This window comes from Mycobacterium sp. NGS51, assembly GCF_059812525.1.
Window position 1 is genome coordinate 73,620 of the sequence record NZ_JCALCV010000011.1, and the last position, 19,486, is coordinate 93,105.

Genomic DNA, 19,486 nt, shown 5'->3' on the forward strand with positions numbered 1-19,486 from the left:
GTCGCTCCCGTTTCTACATCGGCCAATCGGGGTAGGCCCCGCGCATGAAAAAGGCCGCAGCCGTAGCCGTCGCGGTGCTCACCGCGAGCATCGCTCCGTTAGGTGCATGCACGAAGCAGAACATCAGCCAGCCCAATACGTCACCACTCACCGTCACTCCGCCCGGCGCGGAGAAGATGACTACGCAGCTGAAGAGCGCCGACGAGACTGTGGTCGCCAACGCCACCCTCGAGTTCGCCAATGGCTATGCGACGGTGACCGTGGAAGCCGGTCCCAACCAGGTACTGGCGCCCGGTTTCCATGGGCTGCAAATCCACTCGGTGGGCAAATGCGAGGCCGACTTCAACTCGGCGGGGGAGGTCTTTCAGGCGCCGGATCACAGCGGGTATCCGGCTAGCGGCGAACTGACTGCCTTGCAGGTGCGCCCGGACGGCGCGGCGAAGCTCGTCACGACAACGAGCGCGTTCACTGCCGCGGAGCTGAAGAATGGCTCGGGTACCGCGCTGATCATTCACCAGGACCCGGATACCTTGGGCAGTAGTCCTCCTGGTGATTCGGGCAAGCGGGTGGCCTGCGGTGTGATTTCGGCGGGAACGACGGCGACCTCGTCCAGCATGGCGACAACGACGGTCACCACCACGACGGCCGCCCCTCCGCCGTCCACGAGCACCAGCACCGTCACGGTGACCAGCGCCCCAACCGTCACGTCCTCACCGACAACGACCGCGACGACTCCCCCCAGCCTTCCGCCCGGTACCTGACACACTGAGCGAAAGCCTGTTGTGGGCGTTGGCATCCCCGCCAGCTGACTGGGTGCCATCCAGGGGCAAGTAGACAAGTGTTCGGCACTCAGCCGAGGCGATGTGAATGCGTGGCCGTTGGGTCGAGCCCGAAAACTTCTGTGGGAACTGACTTGCCCTTCAGCGCGTGAGCCCCGCGTTGGGCAAGGGTGGGAGGTCGAGAAACCAGGGCATCGACGGTCTGGTGGGTGAGCAGGATTGCGTCCCCGGTGGCCTTCGTGAGCTGCTCGACGCGCGCCGCGACGTTGACGGTGTCGCCGATCAGCGTGAACTCCAGTTTGGCTGCGCCACCAATGGTTCCGGCAATCACCTTTCCGGTGTTGATGCCGATGCCGATGTGAAGCTCATCGCCGAATCGCTCGGCCACGAGGCGCTGAATCAGCACCGCCGCGGCCACCGCAGCGTCGGCGTGATCGGCGAGATCGTTGGGGGCGCCGAAGACGGCCAGTGCGCCGTCGCCGAGGAACTTGTTGACGTGTCCGCCGGCGTCGACGACGGCAGGCACCACGATTTCGAACAGGGCGTTGAGGCGGGCGACGGTGTCCTCGGCGGTGTTGGTCTCCGCGAACGGGGTGAAGTCGCGGATGTCGACGAACATCACCGTCACCTCGCGGCGCTCGCCGGTGAACACGTCGTCGCCCTGCTGAAGCAGCCGCGCCGCCAACGCCGGATCGACGTAGGTGCCGAACGCGCCCTGAAGTCGTTGTCGCTCAGCCAAACCGGCCTGCATGCGGTTGAACGATGCCGCCAGCGCGCCCAGGTCGTCGTCCTGAACCACCGGCAGGCGTCGGCTGAAATCACCCGCCGCAACACGTTCGGTTCCTGCGGCGAGATCGCGAATGGGTTGCAGGAGTGGCGAGTACGCGGCCCAGAGCGACGGCCCGATAACGAGCACCAGTACACCACCGATCAACATGGCGAGGGCAGGGCCGTTCCTGGTCACGTCTAACACGGCTCCCAGAATCGCGCCCGCAACAGCAAACGCGAATCCCACGGCAAGCATGGCCACGTTGGTCCACGTGGCGAATGCCGGGCGAGAGCGGGGCAGGGAATCGCCGATCTCCGTATCCGAGGCAAGCGCAGCCCTGACGGGCCGCAAGATTGCTTCGACGAGGCCATGCACAGTGATCAGCTGGCCGGTAGTTCCGGCAATGGCGCCCAGAAACGCGTACTGGATGAGCCGTGACCCGCTCGCTCCGGCAATCATCCCGATAACAACGAACAGCGCCGCGATCCAAAAAAAGGTGACGACCACCCCTCTCGCAAGCAACTGCCGGCCATAGCTATAGCTGGCGCGCAGTGCGCTCTCTCGATCAACGTCGTCGCCGGCCGCCCACCGCTCAATGAGGCGGGGGTACCTTCCGCCGGGAACTGCCACCACATACAGGTACGCGAGCACGGCGATTACGGTCACTGCGGCCGCCTCGGTGTAGTGATCAGATCTCTCGAAAGCGACGATGCCCAACGACCAGGCGAGATAGACCGGGAGTGCCAGGGTGAGCATGAGTGCCCAGCATGCCCACGAATACCTGGACTTGTACCGATCCCACGTCGATTGCCAGATGCGATCCATGCCGATAACGAAACACCCCCGGCGATGAACCGGGGGTGTTTCTTCGGCACTACCTAGTGGTGATGGTGACCGTGACCGTGGCCGTCGTCCTCAGGCTCTGCCGGCTTGTCGACCACCGCCGTCTCGGTGGTCAGCACCATCCGGGCAACCGACGCCGCGTTGAGCACTGCGGAGCGGGTCACCTTGACCGGGTCGATAACGCCGGCCGCGGCCAAGTCGCCGTAGTCGAGCGTGGCCGCATTCAGACCATGCCCAGCCGGCAGTTCGTTGACCTTGTGGACCGCCACCGAGCCGTCCAGCCCGGCGTTGACGGCAATCCAGTACAGCGGCGCACTGAGCGCATCGGAGAACACGTCGACCCCGAGGATCTCGTCACCGGACAGCGACCCGCGCAGATCGGTCAACGCCGTGCGGGCCTGCAACAAAGCGGATCCACCGCCAGTGACAATGCCCTCTTCGACCGCGGCCTTGGCGGCGGCGACAGCGTCCTCGACGCTTTCCTTGCGCTCCTTGAGCGCGGTCTCGGTGGCGGCACCGACTTTGATGACGGCCACCCCACCGGACAGCTTGGCCAGCCGCTCTTCGAGCTTTTCGCGGTCCCAGTCGGAGTCGGTCGTCTCGATCTCCGCACGCAACTGCTTGGCCCGGTCAGCAATGGCGTCTTGGCCGCCGCCGCCCTCGACGATGACGGTGTCGTCCTTGCTGACCACCACGCGTCGCGCCGAGCCCAGCACGTCCAGGCCCGCCTCCCGCAGCACCAGGCCAACGTCGGGGTTGACCACCTGGCCACCGGTCACCACCGCCAAATCCTCCAGGAAGGCCTTGCGGCGATCCCCGAAGAACGGCGCCTTGACCGCGACGGCCTTCAGTGTCTTGCGGATCGCGTTGACCACCAGTGTCGAAAGCGCCTCACCTTCGACGTCCTCGGCGATCACCAGCAGCGGCTTGCCCGCTTCGGCCACCTTCTCCAGCAACGGCAGCAGGTCGGGCAACGAGCTGATCTTGTCGCGATGCAACAGGATCAGGGCGTCGTCGAGCACGGCCTGTTGCGCATCGAAGTCGGTGACGAAGTACGCCGACAGGAAGCCCTTGTCGAAGCCGACACCCTCGGTGAACTCCAGCTCGGTGGACAGCGTCGACGACTCCTCGACGCTGACCACGCCGTCGTGACCGACCTTGGTCATCGCCTCGCCGACGAGCTCGCCGATCTGTTCGTCGCGCGACGACACCGTGGCGACCTGCGCGATGCCGGTCGTGCCGGACACCGGGGTGGCCGCTGCCAGCAGCGCCTCCGAGACCGCGTCGGCGGCCTTGCTGATGCCCGCCCCCAACGCGATCGGGTTGGCGCCGGCGGCTACGTTGCGCAGACCGGCCTTGATCAGCGCCTGGGCCAGCACGGTGGCGGTGGTGGTGCCGTCACCGGCGACGTCGTTGGTCTTGGTGGCCACCGACTTCACCAGCTGGGCGCCGAGGTTCTCGAAGGGGTCTTCCAGGTCGATCTCCCGGGCCACGGTGACGCCGTCGTTAGTGACCGCAGGCCCGCCAAAAGCTTTGGCCAGCACCACATGCCGGCCACGCGGGCCGAGGGTGACTCGCACCGCGTCGGCGAGCTTGTCCACCCCGGTTTCCAGGGCGCGGCGCGCGGTTTCGTTGAACTCAATCTGCTTGCTCATAAGTCTTTCCTGTCCCGGTTAGAGCGAACCGCCCCGGGGATCACCCGCATACTGCGGGGATCGCCGGGGCGGAACACGCCTGTTGCTACTTGGAGACGACGGCCAGCACGTCGCGGGCCGACAGGATCAGGTACTCCTCGCCGTTGTACTTGATCTCGGTGCCGCCGTACTTGCTGTAGATGACGGTGTCACCCTCGGACACGTCCAGCGGGATTCGCTTCTCGCCGTCCTCGTCCCACCGGCCGGGGCCGACGGCGACGACGGTGCCTTCCTGCGGCTTCTCCTTGGCGGTGTCGGGAATGACCAGACCGGACGCGGTCGTGGTCTCGGCCTCGTTGGCCTGTACGAGGATCTTGTCCTCGAGTGGCTTGATGTTCACGCTCGCCACGATTGGAGCCCTCCACTTGATCAGTGTGTGAGCCCGGGGCTGCTCCCCGAACCCTTCGAATTACCAGGTGTTCGGCTTTCGGCCGCGCCCTAGCGTCGTCGTCGCGGGTGCCGACACAGGGATTGCCCGATTGCCACCTAGCACTCTATACACGCGAGTGCTAGCACTCAAGGTCCCCCCGGTGCTTTGCCCCTGTCCGCCGCCCGCAGCGCCGGTGTGGCCGCGATGATCATTACGGCCGCCCTCGGCGGGGCCGGGGTCACCCACGCCGACCCGAACGGCCAAATGTATGGCAATCCCGAAGCCGCCGCCCCGTACTGGCGCTATCAGCATCAGGAAGACTGCGGGCTGATGGCCGTCGCCGACGTGGTCGGGCAGCTCACCGGTCACGAACCCAGCCAGATCGGCATCGAGCTACGCGGCCTGTTCACCAAGAGCGAATCCCACCACGGCTCCATCTATGAATTCGACGGCACCTCTCCGCAAGACATGGTGGTGCTGCTCCAGCACTACGGCATCCAATCGGACCCGACCACCGGCAACACCATGGAGGCGCTGGAGCAGGACCTGGCCGGCGGCCACAAGGTGATCGCCGGGCTCAACGCCGAGACCATCTGGAACTACCCGCCGGGCCAGGGCCAGCGGACCGACCCCGACCACGCCGTCGTGGTCACCGGCGTCGACACCCGCGACGACACCGTGCACCTCAACGACAGTGGCATCCCCACTGGCCGCGACGAGCAGATCCCGATGGCCACGTTCGCCCAAGCCTGGTCAACCAGCGACAACCTGCTCATCGTCACCCAACAAACCGGCAACTAGCGCACTTGGCCTTTCACGACCGGCAGGCCGGGATCGCTGGCCACGTCCAGCGGCGACGGCGGCGCGCCGGCCGACACCAGGTGCGCCGCAAACGAAGCGATCATCGCGCCATTGTCGGTGCACAGCCGCGGCCGCGGGATCCGCAGCGTCAATCCGGCTGCGGCACAACGTTCTTCGACCAGCTCCCGCAGCCGCGAGTTGGCTGCCACTCCCCCGGCGATCAGCAGCGTCGAGACCCCGAGCTCAGTGGCGGCACGCACGGCCTTCATCGTCAGGACGTCGGCGACCGCCTCCTGGAAGCCGGCCGCGATGTCGGCGGTCGAGGCGTCGGGATGGCTTTCCACATACCGGGCGACGGCGGTCTTGAGACCGGAGAAGCTGAACGCGTGCGGATCGTCGCGCGGTCCGGTCATGCCGCGAGGGAACACGATTGCGTCGCGGTCACCGGTGCGGGCCAGCTCGTCGAGCACCCTGCCGCCCGGATAACCGAGCCCCAGCAGCCGGGCCACCTTGTCGTAGGCCTCTCCCGCGGCGTCGTCGACGGTGCCGCCCAACTCGACGATCGGCTCGCCCAGTGAGCGCACGTGCAACAGATGCGTGTGTCCGCCGGATACCAGCAATGCCACGCTGTGCGGCAGCGGCCCGTGCTCGTAGACGTCGGCGGCCAGATGCCCGCCCAGGTGGTTCACCGCGTAGAACGGCACGTTCCAGGCCGCCGAATAAGCTTTGGCCGCAGCCACTCCCACCAGCAGCGCGCCGGCTAGCCCGGGCCCGATGGTGGCGGCGACGACGTCTGGCCGGCTGATGCCGGCTGCGGTCAGCGCGCGGCGCATCGTCGGGCCGAGAGCCTCCAGGTGCGCTCGAGAGGCGATCTCGGGCACCACGCCGCCGAACCGGACGTGCTCGTCGACACTGGATGCCACCTCGTCGGCCAGCAGCGTCACGGTGCCGTCGGAGTCGAGTCGGGCGATGCCGACACCCGTTTCGTCGCAGGAGCTTTCGATCGCCACAATGACAGTCATGCCGGGTCCCGTCGCATCGTGTAAGCGTCGGCGCCGCTGATCCGGTAGTACCGTCGGCGGAGCCCGACATCGGTGAACCCGACGCTGCGGTACAACGCGATCGCCGCCGCGTTGTCGGTGCGGACCTCCAAGTGGACAACACCGTCGCCGGCGAAGTCCAGTAGCTCGCCCAGCAGCCGGCGCCCGATGCCGCGGCCCTGGTAGGCCGGGTCAACACCGATGGTGTGCACCTCGTACTCGAACGGCGGCGTGCGGCCCAACCGTGAGATGCCGCCATACCCCACCAGCACGTCGCCGATGCGCGCGGCGACGTAATGGTTGTGCTTGGCGGCGAGTTCGCGGATGAATGCTGCCTTGGGCCACGGGTCGTCGCCGGGAAACAGCAGCGCCTCCAGCTCGGCGCACCGGTTGGCATCCGCGGGCGTGAGCGGACCGAACACCACGTTGCGCTCGGCTGCTGGTTTGGCGTCCGGCCGGCGCAGGTACATCGGCACCAGCGGCGCCGGCTCGTCCGACCAGTCTGCCGCGGCCACCAGTCCGGCCGGCGTCGGGTGGGCCGGGTCGCAGCGCGGCAGGTCAAACAGCGCCGCGTGCTGCGGGGATCCGGCGACCGCGCGCGCTGCGTCGGGGTCCACGTCGGCCGGCGCATTGACGGCCGGCCCGCCGACCCGAACACCGTCGCGGTAACGGGCCCAATAGATTTCACGCCGGCGGGCGTCGGTGACGACCAGCGTCTCGCCGGCCGTCTGACCACCGATGGCGTCCAGGCTGCACACACCGTAGACCGGGATGCCCAGCGCGTGTCCGTAGGCGGCCGCGGTCGCCATCCCCACCCGCAAGCCGGTGAACGGGCCAGGCCCGCAACCGACCACCACGGCATCGAGGTCGGCCATCGTCAGCCCGGCATCGGTGAGCGCGGCCAACACATTCGGCGTGAGCCGTTCGGCGTGGGCGCGGGCGTCGACGGTGATTCGCTCGGCCAGCACATCGAGGTCGTCGGTGACGATTCCCGCCGTGACCGCTGGTGTGGCGGTGTCGATGGCCAGGACGCGGCGTGACATCAGCAGCTCCACTGCCAGGTTGCGGTGCGCACGTCGGAGTTGGTGATCCGTTCGAGGCGAATGTCGAGGTGGCGCTCGGAAAGTCGTTCGGCCAGGCCCTCGCCCCACTCCACGACGACGACGGCGTCGTCGAGATCGGTGTCCAGGTCCAGCGAATCGAGCTCGCCGAGCAGATCGGCCCCGTGGTGATCCAGCAGCCGGTAGACGTCGACGTGGATCATCGCCGGCGCGCCGGCGCGCCTCGGCGGGTGCACCCGTGCCAGCACGAATGTCGGCGACGTGACCGGCCCGTCGACATCCAGTGCCTCGGCAATTCCCTTGGCAAGCAAGGTCTTTCCGGCGCCAAGCGGGCCGGAGAGCACCACCACGTCTCCGGTGCGCAGCTGGGCGCCCAGCCGCGACCCCAGCGCGATGGTGTCTTCGACCTGCGCCAGGGTCGCCGTACCTGCCCCGAGTTCAGCCACGCCGCCACGACCGTTCGCGCCACCGCCGGCTCAGCGCCGCCAGCCGGCCCGGGGTGGCCCTCCTGACCAGCCGCACCAAGGCGTCGTTGATCCGGTCCGGCTTGCCCAGCAGCACCAAATGACCGGCCCGGGACATGATGATCAGCTCTGAGTTGGGCAGCGCGTCGGCCATCCGCCGCGAATATTCGTCGGGGGTGAGCAGGTCGTGATCACCGCAGACGATCAGGGTCGGAATCTTCCCCAGGGTGGGCAGCGCGGCGGTTTCGTCGTGCACCTCCAGGGCGTGCAGGAACTCCACCATTGTCGGGATGGGCGTGCCGTGCATCATCTTCTGCGAAAAGGCCACCACGCTGGGGCTGACGTCGAAATCACCATAGGATGCTGCCCGCAGAATCGGGCCGATCAGCGAACGCGCCGCATTGCGGCCACGGTGTACCAGCTTCGGCGCGGATCGGGCAGCTAACCGAATGGCGTTCAGCGCCGGGTTCTCCAGGATCTCGCCCAACGGCGATTTCGAAACACCCTCGGCTGCAGACGAAATCAACGCCGCGCCGACGATCCGGCTGCCGTAGTGGTGCGGGTACTGCCTGGCATGCGACAACACCGTCATACCGCCCATCGAATGGCCGACCATCACAATCGGGCCCCGCGGCGCAATCACCTGCAGCACGGTCTCCAAATCCATGCCCAATTGCGACACCGTGTAGGTTTCCGGTGGCGCTTCGCCCGAGCGACCGTGCCCCCGCTGGTCGTAGAAGATCATTCGAACCCGCGGGCCCCACTCCTCGCACAACCGCTTGCGCTGAAAGTAGAAGGCGCCCATTCGAAGACAGAATCCGTGGATGAACACCACGGTCAGCGGTGCGTCGACGGGCCCCACCTCACGCACCGCCAGCGGCACCCCATCGGGCGTCGTCACCACATAGCTGCGGTCGCCGTCGAGCGCCTCGAAATTCTCGTTGCCGTATGGGTCGTCGGCGATGGCGCGCCGAGTCACCTGCCGAGCGACCGTCACTCCGGCTATCGTGCCCACCGCGCCCACACCGGCCGCACCGGCCAGCCAGCGGGCAAGTCCCACTCGGGCCGGGTGCGCGCCGTCAAGGTCGTCGCCGCTCAACGACTTTCGGCCTCGAGGTACGTCCGGGTAACACGACCCCGAGGGCTCGTTACCACTTCGTAGTGGATGCTGCCCAATAGGTCAGCCCAGTCCTGCGCGGTGGGCTCACCGTGGGTGCCCGGCCCGAACAGGATCGCCTCATCGCCCTCAGCGACGTCTGGCGTACCCGGGCCCAGATCGACCACGAACTGGTCCATGCAAACCCGCCCCACGCTACGGCGACGTCTGCCGTTGATCAGCACGTCGAGGCGACCGCTCAGCGAGCGGAACACCCCATCGGCGTAGCCCAGTGGCAGCAACGCCAGATTCGTGTCACGCTCGGCGATCCAGGTATGCCCATAGGACACACCTTCACCGGCGCGTACCGAGCGAACCAGTGCGACAACGCATTTGACGGCCATCGCCGGTACCAGGTCCAGGTCATCGCGCTGCGGGAAGGGGTTGAGCCCGTAGACCGCAATGCCGGGCCGCACCATGTCGAAGCACAGATCGGGGCGAGTCAACACGGCCGGCGAATTCGCCAGATGCGCCACCTCGAAGTGCACGCCGTGGTCCTTGGCCTGCGCCAGCATCTCGCCGAACCGCTGGGCCTGTACGTCGTTGGCGGGGTGCGCGGGCTCGTCGGCACACGCCAGATGCGACATCAATCCACGCACCCGGATGGCATCGTCGGCGATCGCACGGCACAGTTCGGCCAGCATCGACGGGTATTCGCCGGCGCGGACACCGTTGCGGTTCATCCCGGTGTCGGCTTTGACCGTCACCGTCGCCGTCTGACCGGTGCGGCGCACGGCGTCGAGCAGTTCGTCGAGTTGGCGCAGCGAGGACACCGCGATCTGGATGTCGGCGCTCACCGCCGGCGCAAAGTCGGTGCCGGGGCGATGCAGCCACGCCAGCACCGGTGCCGTGATGCCGTCGGCGCGCAATGCGAGCGCTTCCTCGATGGTGGCCACGCCGAGTTCGGCAGCGCCTGCGGTCAGCGCCGCGCGGGCGACCGGCGTGGCGCCGTGCCCGTATCCGTCGGCCTTGACGACGGCCATCAGCTGCGCGGGCCCGGCGTGTTCACGCAGGACCCGCACATTGTGCGCAATGGCACCGAGGTCGACGACCGCCTCGGCGATCAGGCCACTCGTCTGGGAAATCGCAGTCATCTCCCCGCTATTGTCCCAGAAGCGGGCGACCAGCCTCGCCCAGCGTGAAGCTGTTGCGAAAAAACGCCACAAATCTCGCAGTGGCTTCACGCTCGGCGCAAAGAGCCCTCAGTGGGCGAAGTGCTGCTCGTCGAAGTGGCCGCCGGGCTTGAGCTTGTCCAGGTGGCTCAGCGCGGTCGCGGTGTCGTCATGCAATGCCCGCGCCAGATCGGCGGAGAGCCCTTCGCGTACCACGATGCGCAGCACCGAGACGTCGGTGGCGTTGTCGGGCATGGTGTAGGCCGGCACCTGCCAGCCGAACGTGCGCAGTTCGTGGGAGACGTCGAACTCGGTGTAGCCGCGGTCTCCGCGCAGCCGGGCGGCCACCACCGGGATGGCCGATCCGTCGGAGATCAGCTCGAAATGCTCCCCCGCCTTGAGCTGCTGGCCCAGCCAGCGCGCCGTCTGCGACAGCGACTGCATCACTTGGGTATAGCCTTCCCGGCCCAGCCGCAGGAAGTTGTAGTACTGGCCGACCACCTGGTTGCCCGGCCGGGAGAAGTTCAGTGTGAAGGTCGGCATGTCGCCGCCCAGGTAGTTGACCCGAAACACCAGGTCCTCGGGCAGGTGTTCGCGGCTGCGCCACACCACGAACCCGATGCCCGGATAGGTCAGGCCGTATTTGTGGCCGCTGACGTTGATCGACACCACCCGCGGCAGCCGGAAGTCCCATTTCAGGCCCGGATGCAGGAACGGCACCACAAAGCCGCCGCTGGCCGCGTCGACGTGCACCGGAACGTCGACCCCGCCGCCCGCGGCCAGCTTGTCCAGCGCCGCGCAGATCTCCGCGACCGGTTCGAGCTCACCGGTGTAGGTGGTGCCCAGGATGGCCACCACGCCGATGGTGTCCTCGTCGACGGCCTCCACCACTTGCTCGGGGGTGGTGACGTAGCGGCCTTCTTCCATCGGCAGGTAGCGGGGCTCGACATCGAAGTAGCGGCAGAACTTCTCCCAGACCACCTGCACGTTGGAGCCCATCACCAGGTTGGGGGTGCGGCGTTTCCAGTCCGCGCCGACCTTTTGGCGCCAACGCCACTTCAGCGCCAGCCCGCCCAGCATCACCGCCTCAGACGAGCCGATCGTCGACACCCCGATCGCGGTGGACGGGTCGTCGTCGCGCAACCCCTCGGCATGGAACAAATCGGCGACCATGCACACGCAGCGCTGCTCGATGGCCGCGGTGGCAGGATATTCGTCCTTGTCGATCATGTTCTTGTCGAACGTCTCGGCCATCAGCTTCCCGGCCTCGGGATCCATCCAGGTGGTGACGAACGTGGCCAGATTCAGCCGCGAGCTGCCGTCGAGCATCAACTCGTCGTGGATGAAGCGATAGGCGGCTTCGGGATCCATCGCCTCGTCGGGCATCCGCAACGCGGGCACCGGCGCGGTGAACAACCGGCCGGTGTAGGCCGGGCTCACCGAATGCGCAGGAACTGAAGGATGGGGCACGGCGAATCCTTTCGTTGGTGCGGGCTACAGACCGGCCAGCGCGGTGCGGATGTGGCCGAGAATGCGCGACGCCGACGTGGGGGCGTCGCCCGGTCCGGGATCGCCGGCCGACAACGCCGCCGCGCGGGCATGTACGAAGGCCGCCGCCGCGGCCGCCTCGCCCGCCGGCAGGCCACCTGCCAGCAGCGCGCCGATCATCCCGGACAGCACGTCACCGGATCCGGCGGTGGCCGCCCAGGACTGACCGGCCGGGCTCAGGTACACCGGGCCTTCGGGTTCGGCGACGACGGTGACGTTGCCTTTGAGCAGCACCGTCGCACCGAACGCGTCGGCGAGCTTGCGGGTAGCGCCGATACGGTCCTCGCCCGGCGGGGCGCCGGCCAATCGGGCGAATTCACCGGCGTGCGGGGTGAGGACGGTGGGCGCGCGTCGTGAGCTGACGAGCTCGGGGTGCGCGGCCAGGATGGTCAGCGCGTCGGCGTCGACGATCACCGGCAGGTCGGTGTCCAACGCAAACCACAGCGCGGCGGCGCCGGTGTCCTCGGTGCCCAGACCCGGCCCGACGACCCAGGACTCCACGCGCCCGGCCGTAGCGGGGGTGGGCGAGGCGATGACTTCGGGCCAGTGCGCGAGCACCTCGGCGTGCGCGCTGCCCGCGTAGCGGACCATGCCGGAGGTGGCGGCCACCGCCGCGCCGGTGCACAGCACCGCCGCACCCGGATAGGTCGACGAACCCGCCAGGACGCCGGTCACGCCCTGGGTGTACTTGTCGTCGTCGGGTTCGGGCACCGGCCAGCGCGCCACCACATCGGGGGCCTCGAAACCGCGCACATCGGTGTCGGGGAGCTCCAGACCGATGTCGACCAACCGGACGCGGCCGCAGTCGGCCAGTGCATGCACAGGTTTGAGGCCGCCGAAGGTCACGGTCAACGCGGCGTGTACGGCGGGGCCGGTGATCGCTCCGGTGGCCACGTCGATGCCGCTGGGGATGTCGACGGCCACCACCGGGATCGCGCCGGCGGCGGCGAAAAGCTCGGCTGCCGCCGGTCGCAGCGGCCCGGACCCGGAAATGCCCACCACGCCGTCGATGACCAGATCGGTCGTGCCGGCGATGGAGTCGACGACGCGCCCGCCGGACTTCCGGAACGCCGCGAGCGCCTGGCGGTGGGCGCGTTCGGGGTTGAGGAGGATGGCGTCGGCGGCCGCGCCCCGGCGACGCAGAAACGTCGCCGCCCACAGCGCGTCGCCGCCGTTGTCGCCGGAGCCGACGACCGCGCACACCCGCCGACCCGCCACTTCGCCGGTGCGGGCGGTCAGCTCGCGGAGGATCTCGGTGGCCAGCCCGTAGGCCGCCCGGCGCATCAACGCGCCGTCGGGCAGGGTGGCCAGTAGCGGCGCTTCGGCTTCGCGAATCGCGTCAACGGAGTAGTAGTGCCGCATCAATCCCAGGATTGCATGCCGCGCCGCGGCGCGCTGCGCTCCCTGCCGGGTCAGCCGCCAAAGTCGCCGGCCACGTGTGGCCTCAGATGGTGCCACCAACAGGCGATATAGAGCAGCATCGCGACGACCAACAGCACGATGACCCAGAGCACGACGGTGACGTCGATCCAGCTACCGAACGGCGGCGAACCCGGCAGCGCGTTTCTCAGCGGTACCACCGCGAACAGCATCGCGGCGTACCACGTCGTCATGGGCGGCTGAAACGGACGGCGGTTGCGCAACGTTTGAATCGCAACGAACAGGGCTTGCGCAGCAATCACCACGAGAACAGTGACGATGACAATCGCGAACGCTGCCGTACTCGTTGATCGCCGCAACTCCACCCGATGCGGGGCGAACACCTCGCTCTGGCCAGCAAGCCCCGCGTCGACTCGCCAGCCGGGCAGGCGATTGGTGAAGGTCACCATCGCGGACTCCGGCACCTTCGCAGCCCCGCGAAACAGCTCGACCGTGATCGGGCCGGAATGGTAGCTATCGAAAGGCCAGTCCTCAGCCTGGCCGCTGAGCGTCAGCGGGACGGGAAAAACACCGGGAAGCACGTCCTTCGACCATGTGCGCATGGTCGGTTGGGCCACGGATGTGACTGCGACACTGAGCTCTTCGGCCAGCCGGTGGGTGTGCGGATCCAGCAGCGCCGACCCCGGCGAAATGGTGAGGTTGGCAACGAGCACCGTGTTGTTCGATTGGATGTCTTCCACATTGAAGTTCGCGACGGTCACGTCGCCGGGCAGCGGGACGTTGGTCTGACGGTGCCCCATGCCGCCATTGGCGTAGAGCAGGACCGACGCGACATAAGTCCCCAGGACCGCCACGACGAGTCCGGCAATAGCGACTTTCACGACCGCCCAAACCCGATGCCCGTTAAGCCGACCCCCGACTCGTTTTGCACAATCAGATCCCCTCGCCGACACAATGACTCGGATTTGAGCATGAAACTAACGCCCGCGAAATCAATTTCGGTGAATTAGTCCGGCGCGGCGGGACTGCACCCTTGATCCGTCATAACCGTCCGCGTAGGGTATCCAGCGATTACGCAACTATGCGTAGCGTAATAGGCGGACGGGAAGGACCAGTCTTGATGCGCAGCCGCTATGCCGGCCGGCCCTTCACCACCCCCACAGCTGATATCGCCGCCGCCCTGGAACAGGTGAGCATCCCGACATTGCTGCTCTCGCTGGTGCACCTCACCGGCGAGCCGCACTTCATCCGCGAGTTCAAGCCTGCCGGGATCTTTCTCAACGAGGTCCAGGGATTCATGTCCGAGGACGACAAAGCCCGCGCCCGCGCGGCGGCGCTGCCGGTGATCATCGACTACCGCGACCGCGGCTGCCCCGAGCCCGCGCCGCTGGACCGCGACCTCGTCAAAGAGATGATGGACTGGGCGGCCTGCGAAACCGTGCCCGACGACTACGTCGAGCTGCTGCTGGAAGAGATGGACCTCGGCGGAATCGACCCACGCCGCCCGGCGCCGCTGGATCCCAACCGCACGCAGGAGCTGCCCGTCGTGGTCATCGGCTGCGGCGAATCCGGCGTCCTGGCCGGAATCCGGCTGCGCCAGGCCAACATTCCGTTCACGATCGTGGAGAAGAACGCCGGGCCGGGCGGAACCTGGTGGGAAAACACCTATCCCGGGGCCCGGGTCGACGTCGCCAACCACTTCTACTGTTACAGCTTCGAACCCAGTAACGACTGGACGCACTTCTTCGCCGAGCAACCCGAATTGCAGGCGTATTTCACCAAGCTGATCGACAAATACGGCCTGGGTGAGGAGGTGCGGTGGCAGACCGAGGTCACCGCCGCCGAATGGCACGACGCCGACGGGACCTGGACGCTGACCGTCCGATCTCACGACGACCAGATCACCACGTTGCGGGCGCGTGCCGTCATCACCGCGGTCGGTCAGCTCAACCGGCCCCATGTCCCGGCCTTCGACGGCGCGGAGACCTTCAATGGGCCGTCGTTTCACTCGGCGGACTGGGACCACTCGGTGGACCTGACCGGCAAGCGGGTGGCGCTGATCGGCGCGGGCGCCAGCGGATTTCAGATCGCGCCGGCCATCGCCGACGACGTCGAGCATCTGACGGTCTTTCAACGCAGCGCGCAGTGGATGTTCCCCAACCCGATGTATCACGAGTGCGTCGGCGACGGAGTGCGCTGGGCGATGGACCACCTGCCGTTCTACGGTCGCTGGTATCGCTTCCTGGTGTTGTGGCCCGGCGCCGACAAGGGACTCGACGCTGCCCGAGTCGACCCGGATTACTCCGATCAGGATTACGCGGTCAGCGAGATGAACGCCGCCGCGCGGTTGATGTTCACCGACTGGATCACCAATCAGGTTGGGGCAGATCAGGATCTGCTGGCCAAGGTGCTGCCGGATTACCCGGCCACCGGCAAACGAACGCTGCAGGACAACGGCACCTGGCTGGCGACGCTGCGCCGCGACAACGTCGAGTTGGTACGCACCCCGATCCAGCGGATTACTCCCGGCGGCGTCGTCACCGACGACGGCGTCACCCACGAGGTGGATGTCATCGTCTACGCCACCGGGTTTCGGCACACCGATGTGCTGTGGCCGATGACGATCACCGGCCGCGACGGAGCCGACCTGCACGCCGTGTGGGGCCAGCGGCCGTACGCCTACCTGGGAATCACCGTCCCGGGGTTCCCCAACTTCTTTCTGCTCTACGGGCCGGGCGCGCATCTGGCCCACGGCGGCAGCTTGATCTTCAACTCCGAACTGCAGATGCGCTACATCAACAGCTGCCTCGAGGAACTGGTCAGGCGCAGCGCGCATTCCGTCGAGCCGACCGCCGAGGCGGCCACCGCGTGGCATCAACGCACCCAGGCTGAGATCAAACAGATGGTGTGGTCACACCCCGCGGTCAAGCACTCCTACTTCAAGAACACCGACGGGGAGATTCACACCGTCAGCCCGTGGCGACTCAACGAGTACTGGACGGCGGTCCGTGAACCCGACTGGTCACAATTCGACGTACGGAAAATCGGCGCGGAAGGAGCCCAGTGAGCGGAGTAATCGTCACCGGCGGCGCGTCGGGCATCGGGCGGGCGAGCGCCGAGGCGCTGATCGCCGACGACCGGCGGGTGGCGCTGTGGGACATCGCCCCAGCGGTGCAGCAGGTCGCCGCGGAGCTGGGCATGCCGGGCTTCCTGGTCGACGTCAGTGACGACGCCGCACTACCCGACGCGGTCGCCGCGGCCACCGACGCGCTCGATGGCGTCGACGGCCTGGTGCACGCCGCCGGGCGGGTGCTCGCCGAGCCGGTCGGCGCCTACACCGGCGACTCCTGGGACGCCATCCTCGACGTGAATCTTCGCGCCCAGGCGATGCTGGTCCAGTTGCTGCTGCCGCAGCTGGAACAGTCTGCGCGCGACGGCCGCTCGCCGGCAGTGGTAGGAATCTCCAGCATCGAAGGGCTGGCTGCCAACCCGTTCATCCCGGCCTACTGCGCCTCCAAGGCCGGCCTGCTGGGTCTGACCCGGTCGATGGCCGCCCAGCTGGGCCCGGCCGGCATCCGGGTCAACGCGGTGTGCCCCGGCTTCATTCACACCCCGATGCTGCAGATCGCCCTCGACGTTGAGGAGGTCCGCGCCGGCTTCGTGCAAGCCGCACCGCTGGGCCGGATCGGCGAGCCCGCCGAGGTGGCGCAAGCGGTGGCGTTCTTGATGTCGCCGCGGGCGTCGTTCATCACCGGCACCCACGTCGTCGTCGACGGCGGCGTCACCGCCCGGCACCCGTGAGTTGCACCGGTCCAATTGATGGGCGGCCGCGGCCTTTCGCCATCGGGTAAAAGCAGAGACCGATGAAGATCGCAGCGAGATGTCCGATCGCGGTGAAGTTCACATGAATGACGATCGGCACGATGAAGACGATCAGCAGTATCGCCAGGTAGCCCCACCGCCACGGCCGGGCAATGTGATAAGCCAGGACCGCGATCACCCCGACCAGGAAGTAGCTGACCCCGATATCACGGGCGTGCACCAGCCTCTCCGATTCCAGATGCTGCTCGATGGCCAGGTTTAGCAACCCTTCGCTGATATACGTCGCCCCGAAATGAGCCGTCAATCCCACTGTTAGCCAACGTATTTGTCCGAGCCACCGCTCTGCCGGCGCCAGGAACAACGTGAAGAGGACCAGATACGGCGTCCAGTACCGGCCGTCGATCCAGAGCAGGCTGGAAAACAGCACTTCCAGTGGATCGCGCGCCAGGTGGTACAGATTGGTGGAGCCGTCGACCAACACGGTGTGCAGCTGCCGCCGGGTCAGACGGTGCGCAATGATGGTGGTGACCAGCAATACGGTCAGCCACAGGTAGGTCAACGGTGCGCTGCTGACGAACCGCCACCCGGCCGTCAGCCACGCTCTCAACCTCGATGCCGTCGCCACGCATCCACGATCGCACGTCAGTCAGAAGCTAGGGCTGTGATCCTGACCGAATCACGACCGTGGCTTTTGTTTCACGAAAGTAGTTATTCGACGGTGACCGACTTGGCCAGGTTGCGTGGCTTGTCCACGTCGTAGCCGCGGGCGCGGGCCACCGACGCCGCGAACACCTGCAGCGGGATCGTCGACAGCAGCGGCTGGTAAAGCCTTGACACCGCGGGGATTTCGATCAAGTGATCGGCGTAGGGGCGCACCGTGTCGTCACCCTCTTCGGCGATCACGATGGTGATCGCACCGCGGGTCTGGATCTCGCGGATGTTGGACAGCAGCTTGGCGTGCAACATGGCCGAGTTCTTCGGTGACGGCATCACCACGATGACCGGCAGGTCGTCTTCGATTAACGCGATCGGGCCGTGCTTGAGCTCACCGGCGGCAAAGCCCTCGGCGTGCATGTAGGCAAGTTCTTTGAGCTTGAGAGCGCCTTCCAGCGCCACGGGATAACCGACGTGGCGACCGAGGAACAGCACGGTCGATGATTGCGCGAACCGGTAGGCCAAGTCGGCAACCGGCCTGATTCCGGTGAGCACCCGGGCCACCAGATCCGGCATCGACTCCAGTTCGTGGTACTCGCGCTCGACCTCGTCGGGGTATTTGGTGCCGCGGGCCTGCGCCAGCGCCAGGCCGACGAGGTAGTTCGCTGCGATCTGCGCCAGGAAGGTCTTGGTCGACGCCACGCCGATCTCCGGTCCGGCGCGGGTGTAGAGCACCGCGTCGCATTCGCGCGGAATCTGGCTGCCGTTGGTGTTGCAGATCGCCAGCACCTTGGCCTTCTGCTCCTTGGCGTGCCGGACCGCCTCGAGGGTGTCGGCGGTCTCGCCTGACTGCGAGATCGCCACCACCAGCGTGCTGCGGTCCAGCACCGGGTCGCGATAGCGGAACTCACTGGCCAGCTCCACCTCGACGGGAAGCCGGGTCCAGTGCTCGATCGCGTATTTGGCCAGCAGCCCGGAGTGGTAGGCGGTGCCGCAGGCGACCACGAACACCTTGTCGACTTCGCGAAGCTCCTGGTCGGAGAGCCGCTGCTCGTCGAGCACAATCCGGCCGTCGACGAAGTGCCCGAGCAGCGTGTCGGCCACCGCGGCGGGCTGTTCGGCGATCTCCTTGAGCATGAAGTACTCGTAGCCGCCCTTCTCGGCGGCGGCCAGATCCCAGTCGATGTGGAAACGCCGAGCGCTCGCGGCGTCGTCGTTGCCGTCGAAGTCGGTGATCCGGTAGCCATCGGCGGTGATCACCACAGCCTGATCCTGGCCCAGCTCGACCGCCTCGCGGGTATGCGGGATGAACGCGGCCACGTCGGACCCGAGGAACATTTCGCCATCGCCGATACCAACCACCAGCGGCGTGGAGCGACGGGCGGCGACGATGGTGCCGGGCTCGTCGGCATTGGCGAACACCAGGGTGAAGTGCCCTTCCAGGCGGCGCACGACTGCCAGCACGGAGCCAGCGAAATCACCGGCAGTCGGTCCATTCCGGTATGCCTGTGCCACCAGGTGCACGGCGACTTCGCTGTCGGTGTCGCTGGCGAACTCGACACCGGCGGCCTCCAACTCGCGGCGCAGGGTCGCGAAGTTCTCGATGATGCCGTTGTGGACGACGACGATTTTGCCGGCGGCGTCGCGGTGCGGGTGCGCATTGCGGTCGGTGGGGCGACCGTGGGTGGCCCAGCGAGTATGCCCGAGGCCGGTGGTGCCGCCCAACGCTGCGGAATCGGTATCGCGTAGCGACTCCTCCAGATTGGCCAGCCGGCCGGCTCGCCGACGGACGGTGAGTTCGCCTTCCCCGTCGATCAGCGCGATGCCGGCCGAGTCGTAGCCGCGATACTCCATCCGGCGCAGCGCTTCGACGACGACCTCGCAGGCAGGCTGTTGCCCGACATAGCCGACGATTCCGCACATAGCCCATCAGGGTAGTGCAGTGGGGGTCTCAGCAGTCGAATCCAGCAGGTCAGGGCGGGTTCTCCTGGGC

At 67.2% G+C, this 19,486-nt stretch carries 17 protein-coding genes and 1 pseudogene; 4 read left to right on the forward strand and 14 right to left on the reverse strand.

The genetic code is table 11. From position 1 onward, the window contains the following. Positions 1–44: 44 nt before the first annotated feature. A complete protein-coding gene (locus tag AC5Y5W_RS14975) occupies positions 45–761 on the forward strand; it encodes a superoxide dismutase family protein (RefSeq protein WP_500010840.1) in 717 nt (238 codons plus the stop codon). Positions 762–849: 88 nt separating this feature from the next. Here AC5Y5W_RS14975 and AC5Y5W_RS14980 read toward each other — a convergent pair whose 3' ends face one another. From AC5Y5W_RS14980 to groES, 3 genes are all read right to left on the reverse strand, one after another. Beyond that, on the reverse strand, positions 850–2,373 hold the full coding sequence (locus AC5Y5W_RS14980) for an adenylate/guanylate cyclase domain-containing protein (protein WP_500010842.1): 1,524 nt from the start codon (positions 2,371–2,373) through the stop codon (positions 850–852). A 53-nt stretch (positions 2,374–2,426) separates the two neighbouring features. Continuing rightward, positions 2,427–4,046, reverse strand: coding sequence for a chaperonin GroEL (groL, locus tag AC5Y5W_RS14985; RefSeq protein ID WP_500010844.1), 1,620 nt, complete (start codon positions 4,044–4,046; stop codon positions 2,427–2,429). 85 nt (positions 4,047–4,131) lie between these two features. Continuing rightward, positions 4,132–4,434 (reverse strand): co-chaperone GroES, encoded by a 303-nt coding sequence (gene groES / locus AC5Y5W_RS14990; RefSeq protein ID WP_045384501.1) that lies wholly within the window; start codon positions 4,432–4,434, stop codon positions 4,132–4,134. A gap of 225 nt (positions 4,435–4,659) precedes the next feature. Here groES and AC5Y5W_RS14995 point away from each other — a divergent pair, with 225 nt between their 5' ends. Next, complete coding sequence (locus AC5Y5W_RS14995; RefSeq protein ID WP_500010979.1) at positions 4,660–5,256, forward strand: C39 family peptidase; 597 nt, start codon at positions 4,660–4,662, stop codon at positions 5,254–5,256. On the opposite strand, the gene tsaD is transcribed toward AC5Y5W_RS14995, so the two are convergent. The 9 genes and pseudogenes from tsaD to AC5Y5W_RS15040 all read right to left on the reverse strand — a co-directional run bounded on the left by tsaD (position 5,253) and on the right by AC5Y5W_RS15040 (position 13,898). Continuing rightward, a complete protein-coding gene (gene tsaD, locus AC5Y5W_RS15000; RefSeq protein ID WP_500010846.1) occupies positions 5,253–6,278 on the reverse strand; it encodes a tRNA (adenosine(37)-N6)-threonylcarbamoyltransferase complex transferase subunit TsaD in 1,026 nt (341 codons plus the stop codon). The genes AC5Y5W_RS14995 and tsaD overlap by 4 nt on opposite strands. Beyond that, positions 6,275–6,721 (reverse strand): ribosomal protein S18-alanine N-acetyltransferase, encoded by a 447-nt coding sequence (gene rimI, locus AC5Y5W_RS15005; protein ID WP_500010981.1) that lies wholly within the window; start codon positions 6,719–6,721, stop codon positions 6,275–6,277. The genes tsaD and rimI overlap by 4 nt, the downstream gene beginning before the upstream one ends. Before the next feature lie 9 nt (positions 6,722–6,730). Beyond that, a pseudogene (tsaB, locus tag AC5Y5W_RS15010) lies at positions 6,731–7,339 on the reverse strand (tRNA (adenosine(37)-N6)-threonylcarbamoyltransferase complex dimerization subunit type 1 TsaB); the annotation flags it as partial. Continuing rightward, positions 7,339–7,803: a tRNA (adenosine(37)-N6)-threonylcarbamoyltransferase complex ATPase subunit type 1 TsaE gene (gene tsaE, locus AC5Y5W_RS15015; protein WP_500010848.1), complete on the reverse strand. Its 465-nt coding sequence runs from the start codon at positions 7,801–7,803 to the stop codon at positions 7,339–7,341. The pseudogene tsaB and the gene tsaE, both read right to left, overlap by 1 nt. Continuing rightward, positions 7,796–8,920 carry an alpha/beta fold hydrolase gene (locus AC5Y5W_RS15020; RefSeq protein ID WP_500010850.1) on the reverse strand — a complete coding sequence of 375 codons (1,125 nt, stop codon included), beginning with the start codon at positions 8,918–8,920 and terminating at the stop codon, positions 7,796–7,798. Before AC5Y5W_RS15020 ends, tsaE begins: the two co-directional genes overlap by 8 nt. Continuing rightward, the gene (gene alr / locus AC5Y5W_RS15025) at positions 8,917–10,071 is read right to left on the reverse strand and encodes an alanine racemase (RefSeq protein ID WP_500010852.1); all 1,155 of its coding nucleotides are present in this window, start codon (positions 10,069–10,071) and stop codon (positions 8,917–8,919) included. The genes AC5Y5W_RS15020 and alr overlap by 4 nt, the downstream gene beginning before the upstream one ends. 108 nt (positions 10,072–10,179) lie before the next feature. Beyond that, positions 10,180–11,559, reverse strand: coding sequence for a glutamate decarboxylase (gene gad, locus AC5Y5W_RS15030; protein WP_500010854.1), 1,380 nt, complete (start codon positions 11,557–11,559; stop codon positions 10,180–10,182). A 24-nt stretch (positions 11,560–11,583) separates the two neighbouring features. Beyond that, entirely contained in the window at positions 11,584–12,999 is a 1,416-nt protein-coding gene (locus AC5Y5W_RS15035; RefSeq protein WP_500010983.1) for an NAD(P)H-hydrate dehydratase, read from the reverse strand. Between the two features lie 50 nt (positions 13,000–13,049). Then, positions 13,050–13,898: a DUF4436 domain-containing protein gene (locus AC5Y5W_RS15040; protein ID WP_500010856.1), complete on the reverse strand. Its 849-nt coding sequence runs from the start codon at positions 13,896–13,898 to the stop codon at positions 13,050–13,052. Between the two features lie 239 nt (positions 13,899–14,137). Here AC5Y5W_RS15040 and AC5Y5W_RS15045 point away from each other — a divergent pair, with 239 nt between their 5' ends. Both AC5Y5W_RS15045 and AC5Y5W_RS15050 read left to right on the forward strand, forming a co-directional pair. Next, positions 14,138–16,084 (forward strand): flavin-containing monooxygenase, encoded by a 1,947-nt coding sequence (locus AC5Y5W_RS15045; RefSeq protein ID WP_500010857.1) that lies wholly within the window; start codon positions 14,138–14,140, stop codon positions 16,082–16,084. After that, the gene (locus tag AC5Y5W_RS15050; protein ID WP_500010858.1) at positions 16,081–16,818 is read left to right on the forward strand and encodes an SDR family NAD(P)-dependent oxidoreductase; all 738 of its coding nucleotides are present in this window, start codon (positions 16,081–16,083) and stop codon (positions 16,816–16,818) included. Before AC5Y5W_RS15045 ends, AC5Y5W_RS15050 begins: the two co-directional genes overlap by 4 nt. On the opposite strand, the gene AC5Y5W_RS15055 is transcribed toward AC5Y5W_RS15050, so the two are convergent. After that, positions 16,799–17,464, reverse strand: coding sequence for a rhomboid-like protein (locus AC5Y5W_RS15055; RefSeq protein ID WP_500010859.1), 666 nt, complete (start codon positions 17,462–17,464; stop codon positions 16,799–16,801). The two genes, AC5Y5W_RS15050 and AC5Y5W_RS15055, sit on opposite strands and share 20 nt — an antisense overlap. An 83-nt stretch (positions 17,465–17,547) precedes the next feature. After that, complete coding sequence (gene glmS / locus AC5Y5W_RS15060; RefSeq protein WP_500010860.1) at positions 17,548–19,416, reverse strand: glutamine--fructose-6-phosphate transaminase (isomerizing); 1,869 nt, start codon at positions 19,414–19,416, stop codon at positions 17,548–17,550. Positions 19,417–19,486 lie beyond the last annotated feature (70 nt).

What these genes read in the sequence shown, in the direction of transcription:
- AC5Y5W_RS14975 (WP_500010840.1), top strand. Translation starts at nt 45, where the DNA reads ATGAAAAAGGCCGCAGCCGTAGCCGTCGCGGTGCTCACCGCGAGCATC.
- AC5Y5W_RS14980 (WP_500010842.1), bottom strand. Translation starts at nt 2,373, where the DNA reads ATGGATCGCATCTGGCAATCGACGTGGGATCGGTACAAGTCCAGGTAT.
- groL (WP_500010844.1), bottom strand. Translation starts at nt 4,046, where the DNA reads ATGAGCAAGCAGATTGAGTTCAACGAAACCGCGCGCCGCGCCCTGGAA.
- AC5Y5W_RS14995 (WP_500010979.1), top strand. Translation starts at nt 4,660, where the DNA reads ATGATCATTACGGCCGCCCTCGGCGGGGCCGGGGTCACCCACGCCGAC.
- tsaD (WP_500010846.1), bottom strand. Translation starts at nt 6,278, where the DNA reads ATGACTGTCATTGTGGCGATCGAAAGCTCCTGCGACGAAACGGGTGTC.
- alr (WP_500010852.1), bottom strand. Translation starts at nt 10,071, where the DNA reads ATGACTGCGATTTCCCAGACGAGTGGCCTGATCGCCGAGGCGGTCGTC.
- AC5Y5W_RS15035 (WP_500010983.1), bottom strand. Translation starts at nt 12,999, where the DNA reads ATGCGGCACTACTACTCCGTTGACGCGATTCGCGAAGCCGAAGCGCCG.
- AC5Y5W_RS15045 (WP_500010857.1), top strand. Translation starts at nt 14,138, where the DNA reads ATGCGCAGCCGCTATGCCGGCCGGCCCTTCACCACCCCCACAGCTGAT.
- glmS (WP_500010860.1), bottom strand. Translation starts at nt 19,416, where the DNA reads ATGTGCGGAATCGTCGGCTATGTCGGGCAACAGCCTGCCTGCGAGGTC.